Origin of the sequence: Nocardia sp. MH4 (assembly GCF_019266065.1) — a bacterium.
Taxonomy (GTDB): domain Bacteria; phylum Actinomycetota; class Actinomycetes; order Mycobacteriales; family Mycobacteriaceae; genus Nocardia; species Nocardia canadensis.
Window position 1 is genome coordinate 1 of the sequence record NZ_LPNR01000017.1, and the last position, 7,617, is coordinate 7,617.

A 7,617-nucleotide genomic window follows, 5' to 3' on the forward strand; every position below is an offset into this window, starting at 1 on the left:
GGCGGCACCGGCGCGGGCCGACGGACGATCGAGCCGGCGCCGACGCCGCGCACGAGCGAGAACGGCCGTCGCGCCCGGGCGTCGCGGCGGCGCCGGACGATCGGCTCGGGGTAGGCGGCGTGGTCGTGGGAACGCAGGGCGCTGGTCGCTGTGCTCATCGGAAGAACCTCCGGGGTGGTGTGCTCCGCTGCTGAAGGAAGTGCTGGTGAAGCCGCTGTGTCACACTTTGTTCGAACACCTGTGCGACGAACTGATGTTCGATTTCTACCACGCCGCGGAGACGATGTCAGCACGAAACGCCCGACATGCTCGAACAGATGTTTGATACTTCGGCGTGGCACGACTAGCCTCGGAAAGGCGAAATCGACCAGCGGAAGGGCGGGACACGGTGACCCACACAGACGACACGGGTGACGAAAGCGCTACCGGCACCGTCACATCGGGATCCGGTGCGGATCTCACCGTGCGTCAGCGCACGGTCCTCGACGTCATCCGTACCTCGGTGACCGAACGCGGCTATCCGCCCAGCATCCGCGAGATCGGGGACGCGGTCGGGCTCACCTCCACCTCCTCGGTGGCGCATCAGCTGCGCGCGCTCGAGCGCAAGGGGTACCTGCGTCGCGACCCGAATCGTCCGCGCGCGGTGAATGTTCGCGGTCTCGACGAAGCGGTCCGCTCGGTGACGACGCTGCCCGTCGACGCGCCCGACGAGGTGGACGCGGCCAGGCCGACGCCGACCTTCGTTCCGGTCCTGGGCCGAATCGCCGCCGGTGGGCCGATCCTGGCCGAGCAGGCCGTGGAAGACGTCTTCCCGCTCCCCCGCGAACTCGTCGGCGACGGCTCGCTGTTCCTGCTGAAGGTCGTGGGCCAGTCCATGGTCGACGCGGCCATCTGCGACGGCGACTGGGTCGTGGTGCGGCAGCAGAACGTCGCCGAGGGCGGTGACATCGTCGCCGCCATGATCGACGGTGAGGCGACGGTGAAGACGTTCAAGCGCACCGGCAAGGACGTGTGGCTGATGCCGCACAACCCGCACTTCGAACCGATTCCGGGCAACGACGCGCAAATTCTCGGCAAGGTCGTCACCGTCATCCGCAAGATCTGAGATCCGGCCGCCCCGGCGCTCAGTCGCGCACGGCGGCGTCCATCTCCCAGATCAGCAGTTCGGCGGCGGTCGACGCGGTGACGCGGTGGCCGCCGGCGGCGGTCAGACGCACCGCGTCGCCCTGCGCCAGTGCGCCGTGGTCCTCGAAGTCGACCGAGCCGCGCGCGACGAAGACGTGCCCGTACGGCGCGTCCGGCACGGTAATCGAGCGGCCCGGATCCAGCCGCGCCACATGGAACGTGGCGTGCCGGTTGCCGATGCCGATCGCGGCGTGGTCGCGATGGCGCGGCATGCCGGAGGCGACGGGCAGCAGGGTGTTGCGGCGCAGCTCGTCGGCGATGTCGAGTTCCTGGTAGCTCGGCGTGACGCCCGGGGTGTCCGGCGGGATCCACATCTGCACGACGTGCAGGCGCTCACGCTCCCGGTAGCCGGCGCCGTTGCGTTCGGAATGCCGGATGCCGGTGCCCGCACTCATCCGCTGGGCCAGGCCCGGGTGGATCACGCCGGAATGCCCGGCGGAATCCTGGTGCACGACGGTGCCCTCCAGGACCCAGGTGAGGATCTCGGTGTCGCGGTGCTGATGGGTGTCGAACCCTTCGCCCGGGCCGACGGTGTCCTCGTTGTGCACCAGCAGCAGTCCGTGGGCGTTGTCCTCGAGCACGAAGTTGCCCGTCGCCGGGAAGGACTGCCGGGAATCGAGCCAGGCGTTCCACCAGTGCGCGCGCCGCGCACCCGGAATCACCTGAACCTGCGCCGTCGCCATCGTCATCACCTTCCGCCATCCGGACTAGGGTCCGCATAGCGGGTAACGCGGTGGGCGCCGCGGGCATTCCACGGCGCTCCACCCCCGAAGGTCAGAAGGGCAAGGCGTTGCGGAGGCGGCCGACCAGGGTGCGGCCGGAATCGCGCTCGCGTTCGTTGAACAGGAACTGGAGTTCTTCCTCGAGCCCCTTGCGGACCACGTCACGCAGATCGGCCGCCGCGGCGTCGACATCGTCGGCCTCGAGCCAGGGCGTCGGGTCGATCGGCGTGCCCGCCGAGAAGTAGAACCGCTCCGGGCGCGGCACCGGCGTCGGGCCGATGCCCTTGACCAGCGGCGGGTTCAGTTCCGGGTTGATGCCGAGCAGGCTGCACGTCCAGCGCAGCGGGCGCATCACCGGGTGCTGGCCGTCGAAGACGATGTCGAACGCGTCGTCGATGCCGATCATCGCCAGCGGCACGATCGGCACCCCCGCCTGGATCGCCATCCGCGCGAAGCCGGTCCGGCCCTCCCACTTGAGCACGTACTTCTCGCCCTTGCGGCGGATCGCCTCCCGGCCACCGCCCGGGAACACGACCACAGCCTCGCCCCGCTCCAACAGCGCCAGGCAGTTGCCGCGGGTGCCCCGCACCGCGCCGAAGCGATGCAGGATCTCCCGCACGCCCGGCACCATCAGCACGTGCTCGGCCAGGCCGCGCACCAGGCGCCCGCGCTGACGCAGGATCTCCGGCATCAGCAGCGGCGCGTCGATCCCGCCGAGCAGATTGTGATTGGCCACGATCAGCACCGGGCCCTCGGCCGGGATGTTCTCCAAGCCGTAGAACCGCGGACTGGTCCACGCGCGCACCGGCGCGAAGAACGCCTCGAACGCCCGGATCTCCCATTCGCTCGGCGTCGGATTCAACGGCGCGTTGTCGGAGAGGATCCGGTCGCCCTGCTCGACCGATCCCACCCTGTTCTCGTTCACAATCGCTGGACCCCGCTGGTCATTCGACATAACACCCTCCTGCTGTCGACAATCGACCATAGCGCCCGAAAATGGCTGTGTCGCATCGACGTTGACCGCTACCCCGCGGCAAACCCTGCTGGTCGGATCAGTTCGGCACGGCCTCGGCCGGGCCCGAATGGGCATATTCCGACAATGCGGCGGCCAGCGCGTGCGGTACCCGCGCGCGGACCCTGGTGCCGCCTTCCTCGTGCTCGGAGGTGATGATCCGGCCGTCGGCGTGGATGCGCGCGAGCAGGTCGCCGCGGCTGTAGGGCAGCAGCACACTGATGTCGACATCGAGCCCGCCGAGCACCTCCGAGAGCCGCTCGCGCAGCTCCTCCACCCCGGCGCCGGTCTGCGCCGAGACGAACGCCGCGTCGGGCAGCATCCCGCGCAGCCGGGTGAGCTCGTTCGGGTCGGCCGCGTCGATCTTGTTGACCACCAGCAGTTCCGGCGGCGCGGCGGTGCCCTGCTCCTTGATCACGTCGGTGATCACCTCGCGGACCGCCTTGATCTGTTCGAGCGGCAGCGGATCGGAACCGTCGACGACATGCAGCAGCAGGTCGGCGCCGGTGACCTCCTCCAGCGTCGAGCGGAACGCCTCGACCAGCTGGGTGGGCAGGTGCCGGACGAAGCCGACGGTATCGGTGAACACCATCTCGCGGCCGTCGTCGAGCGCGGCCCGGCGAGTGGTCGGATCGAGGGTGGCGAACAGCGCGTCCTGCACCAGCAAGCCCGCTCCGGTCAGCGCGTTCATCAGGCTGGACTTGCCCGCGTTGGTGTAGCCGACGATCGCGATCGAGGGGACCCCGCTGCCCGCGCGGCGCGCGCGCATGGTGTCGCGCGCGGTCTTCATCTCGCGGATCTCACGACGCAGCTTGGCCATCCGCTCGCGGATGCGGCGACGGTCGGTCTCGATCTTGGTCTCACCGGGACCACGCAGACCCACACCGCCGTTGCTGCCCGCGCGACCACCGGCCTGCCGCGACATCGACTCACCCCAGCCGCGCAGGCGGGGCAGCATGTATTCCATCTGGGCCAGCGCGACCTGGGCCTTGCCCTCGCGGGAGGTGGCGTGCTGGGCGAAGATGTCGAGGATCAGCGCGGTGCGGTCGATGACCTTCACCTTGACGACCTTCTCCAGCGCGGTCAGCTGCGCCGGGGTCAGCTCACCGTCGCAGATCACGGTGTCGGCGCCGGTGTCGAGAACCACGGTGCGCAGTTCCTCGGCCTTGCCGGAGCCGATGTAGGTGGCCGGGTCGGGCTTGTCGCGACGCTGGATCAGTCCTTCGAGGACCTCCGAGCCCGCGGTCTCGGCGAGGGCGGCCAGCTCGACCATGCTCGCCTCGGCCTGGGCGGAGCTGCCGGTGGTCCACACACCGACCAGCACGACCCGTTCCAGGCGCAGCTGCCGATATTCGACCTCGGTGATGTCGGTGAGCTCGGTGGACAGTCCGGCCACGCGGCGCAACGAGGAACGCTCGTCGAGCTGCATCTCGCCGACGGTGGGTTCGGGGGACCAGCCGGGCTGCCGCATGCGGGCCGCGTGGCGGGCCAGCGCGTCGTCGACGTCGCCGCGATCGGCGGCCACGTCGGGCTCGGCCGCGGTGGTGTGCTCGGCCGAGGGGGTGTCTGTGGGGGTTTCTGGTTTCGTCATACGCCCTCCATGCTGCCACGTCACGGTGACAGGGCGCATCCGGTTATCCCGCTACTGCGCGTCCCACCAGTCCCGCGACAGCGTTCCGGTGGCCACCAGCACCGACGGGCCGCGCAGCTGGGCCCGGCCCCGGTCGACGGTCACCCGCACCTCGCCGCCGGGTACCCGCACCGTCACCGCACCGGATCCGGTGCTCACCGAGACACCGGCGGCGGTCAGCGCGGCGGCCGCCGCGGCCACGGTTCCCGTTCCGCAGGACCGGGTCTCGCCGACGCCGCGTTCGTAGACGCGCATGTCGACGGCGTTGTCGGGGCCGAGCGCGGTGAGGATCTCGACATTGACCCCGTGCGGGAACAGGTCGGGGTCGAAGCCGGGCGAGACCGCCAGATCCAGCTTGGCCAGCGCGTCCGCGGTGAGCCCGGGGTCGACGCAGGCCAGGTGTGGATTGCCGACATCGATGCCGATGCCCGACAGCGCCCAGCCGCCCAGGGTGGCGGTCGAGGGCCCGAGTTCGCGCACAACGCCCATGTCGACGGTGACCTCGCCCTCGACCGGTCCGGCCGCGTGCACCACGACCGGCCGGGCGCCGGCCCGGCTGCCGACGACGAACTCCGTGCGCGATTCCAGCCCGGACGCGGCGAGGTAGTGCGCGAAGACCCGCACGCCGTTGCCGCACATCTCGGCGATCGAGCCGTCGGCGTTGCGGTAGTCCATGAACCAGTCCTCGGCGCCGACACCCTCGGGCAGCGCGGTGAGTACGCCCGCTTCGACCAGCGCGCCCGTCTTCGCCACCCGCAGCACGCCGTCGGCGCCCAGCCCGCGCTGCCGGTCGCACAGCGCGGCGATCCGGTCGGCGGTCAGGTCGAGCCGGACCTGGGGGTCGGGCAGCACCACGAAGTCGTTCTGGGTGCCGTGGCCTTTGCTGAATTCGATGTCGGACACGTTCGTCATTCTCCTCTGCGCCGCCGGGGACCGCGTTACCGGGCGAAGGTGCGCCGCTGACGGGCGATCTCGTACAGGCTGATCGCGCCCGCCGACGGCGCGCCGAGCGAGCTGGCCGTGCCGCCCATCGGGATGGTCACCAGATCGTCGCAGGCCTCGGCCCAGGCCGAACTCATCCCGGTCGTCTCGTTGCCGACCACCAGGATGGTGGCCTCGGTGAAGTCGTAGTCGTAGATGGTGCTGGGCGCGTCCTCGTCGGTGCCGACGATGCGGGTGGGGATGCCGCGGGCCACCTGGCGATCGCGGAACTCGAGCACCTGGGCCGGGCCTGCCGCGCGCAGCACCGGGACCGCGAACAGCGAGCCGGTGGAGGCGCGCACGGCCTGCGGGTCGAACTGGTCGGCGCCGTGGCCGGTGACGATCACGCCCGAGGCGCCGAAGGCGTCCGCCGAACGGATCAGGGTGCCCAGGTTGCCCGGCGAGTTCGGGCGATCGAACACGACGACGACCGGCGCGTCCTCCCCCGGTTCGCCCGGCGCGTAGTCGGCCAGGTCCGGCTGCCGCGACACCGCGACCGCGACGATCTCCGGCACGCTCGCCGCCTTCTCACCCAGCTCGGCCATCAGCTCGGGCACGAGTCCGACCTGCGGCACGTCGGCGGTGTCGAGCACCTCGCGCGCCCAGTTCGACAGTTCGGGGGTGCCCAGCCGGTAGAGCAGCGTCTCCAGGGGCCAGTCGTTGGCCAGCGCCTGGGTGATCGGGCGCACGCCCTGCACGAGGAACCGGCCGTCACGATGACGTTTCGTCCGGTTGTTGAGGTAGGCCTGCCACACCTGCACCGAGGCGTTGCGGGTACTCACTCGTCGCGTCACTGCGCTGTCCGTCCTGTCGGGTCTGTCTGGTGCGTGGTGAGCCGGGCCAGCGCGGTCGCGGCGAGCTCGGGGTCGGCGCCGTCGACCCAGGTCACCCGGGGATCGCGGCGGAACCACGACCGCTGCCTGCGCACATACCGGCGGGTGCCGATCAGCGTGCGCTCGCGGGCGTGGGCGAGGTCGTAGTCACCGTCGAGGTGGGCCAGCACCTGGGCGTAGCCGATCGCGCGGCGGGCGGTCTGGCCTTCGCGCAGGCCGACGTCGATCAGGGCGCGCACTTCCTCGACCAGACCGGTGTCGAACATCAGGGCGGTCCGGGTCTCGATCCGGGCGTCCAGGGCGGCGGTCTCGCGGTCGACGCCGAGGATGGCCGTGTCCCAGCGGGGGGCGCCGATCGTCGGTGCCGAGGCCGCGAAGGGCTGGCCGGTCAGCTCGACTACCTCGAGCGCGCGCACCATCCGGCGACCGTCGGTGGGCAGGATGGTGGCGGCCGCGACCGGATCGGCCGCGCGCAGCGCCGCGTGCACGGCGGCCACGCCGCCTTCGGCGAGCAATGCCTCCCAGCGGGCGCGCACCGCCGGGTCGGTGGCCGGGAAGTCCCACTGGTCCAGCAGGGCCTGCACGTACATCATCGAGCCGCCGACGATCACCGGAGTGCGCCCGCGCGCCATGATGTCCTCGACGATCGCGCTCGCCTCGCGCTGGTAGGCGGCGACCGTCGCGGTCTCGGTGACCTCGAGCACGTCGAGCAGGTGGTGCGCAATGCCACGGCGCTGGTCGGGCGGCAGCTTGGCGGTGCCGACGTCCATTCCGCGGTAGAGCTGCATCGCGTCGATGTTGACGATCTCGCCGTCGAGCCGTTCGGCCAGGTCGAGCGCGAGATCGGACTTGCCGGTGGCGGTGGGGCCGACGACCGCGATGGGGCGCCCGGGCCAGCTCGTCACTCGTCGCTACCTTCCTGTCCACCGGGTTCCCACACGCTCACGTCGTAGCCGACACCATAGGGTGCGCCCTGATAGAGGGTACGCACCCGTGGATCGGCCGAATCGGTGGCGAACAGACCGCCGAGCACCTGATAGGCGGCCCGCCCGTCGAGCAGCAGTTGCGCGCACAGCGCGGGGTCCAGGACCGCCAGCCCGGTCCGCGAGCCGACGCGCAGGGCGGCGTCGAGCGCGTCCTGGACCGGCGCCGCCCGCTCGTCCAGGTATCCGGGCGCCGCGACCGTGAGCGTCGCCGCGCCGTCGGCGACGACCAGCACCGCGTGCGGGGCGGGGTCGGCGTCGAGTTCGGCCC

7 protein-coding genes and 1 pseudogene are annotated in these 7,617 nt (G+C 71.1%); 1 reads left to right on the forward strand and 7 read right to left on the reverse strand.

Annotated elements, in window-relative coordinates; all coding sequences use genetic code 11:
* Window positions 1–463: 463 nt before the first annotated feature.
* Window positions 464–1,105 carry a transcriptional repressor LexA gene (lexA, locus tag ATM97_RS00315; protein ID WP_374104813.1) on the forward strand — a complete coding sequence of 214 codons (642 nt, stop codon included), beginning with the start codon at window positions 464–466 and terminating at the stop codon, window positions 1,103–1,105.
* Between the two features lie 19 nt (window positions 1,106–1,124).
* Here lexA and ATM97_RS00320 read toward each other — a convergent pair whose 3' ends face one another.
* The 7 genes and pseudogenes from ATM97_RS00320 to ATM97_RS00350 form a co-directional block, all read right to left on the reverse strand.
* The gene (locus tag ATM97_RS00320; protein ID WP_218715880.1) at window positions 1,125–1,868 is read right to left on the reverse strand and encodes a pirin family protein; all 744 of its coding nucleotides are present in this window, start codon (window positions 1,866–1,868) and stop codon (window positions 1,125–1,127) included.
* Between the two features lie 91 nt (window positions 1,869–1,959).
* Window positions 1,960–2,817: a lysophospholipid acyltransferase family protein gene (locus tag ATM97_RS00325; RefSeq protein WP_308248318.1), complete on the reverse strand. Its 858-nt coding sequence runs from the start codon at window positions 2,815–2,817 to the stop codon at window positions 1,960–1,962.
* Between the two features lie 142 nt (window positions 2,818–2,959).
* On the reverse strand, window positions 2,960–4,390 hold the full coding sequence (hflX, locus tag ATM97_RS00330) for a GTPase HflX (RefSeq protein ID WP_255586520.1): 1,431 nt from the start codon (window positions 4,388–4,390) through the stop codon (window positions 2,960–2,962).
* A gap of 171 nt (window positions 4,391–4,561) precedes the next feature.
* On the reverse strand, window positions 4,562–5,443 hold the full coding sequence (dapF, locus tag ATM97_RS00335) for a diaminopimelate epimerase (RefSeq protein WP_218715885.1): 882 nt from the start codon (window positions 5,441–5,443) through the stop codon (window positions 4,562–4,564).
* 44 nt (window positions 5,444–5,487) lie between these two features.
* The gene (locus ATM97_RS00340; protein WP_308248319.1) at window positions 5,488–6,312 is read right to left on the reverse strand and encodes a TrmH family RNA methyltransferase; all 825 of its coding nucleotides are present in this window, start codon (window positions 6,310–6,312) and stop codon (window positions 5,488–5,490) included.
* An 8-nt stretch (window positions 6,313–6,320) separates the two neighbouring features.
* Window positions 6,321–7,268: a tRNA (adenosine(37)-N6)-dimethylallyltransferase MiaA gene (gene miaA, locus ATM97_RS00345; protein ID WP_218715884.1), complete on the reverse strand. Its 948-nt coding sequence runs from the start codon at window positions 7,266–7,268 to the stop codon at window positions 6,321–6,323.
* Window positions 7,265–7,617, reverse strand: a pseudogene (locus ATM97_RS00350) (hypothetical protein); the annotation flags it as partial. The gene miaA and the pseudogene ATM97_RS00350, both read right to left, overlap by 4 nt.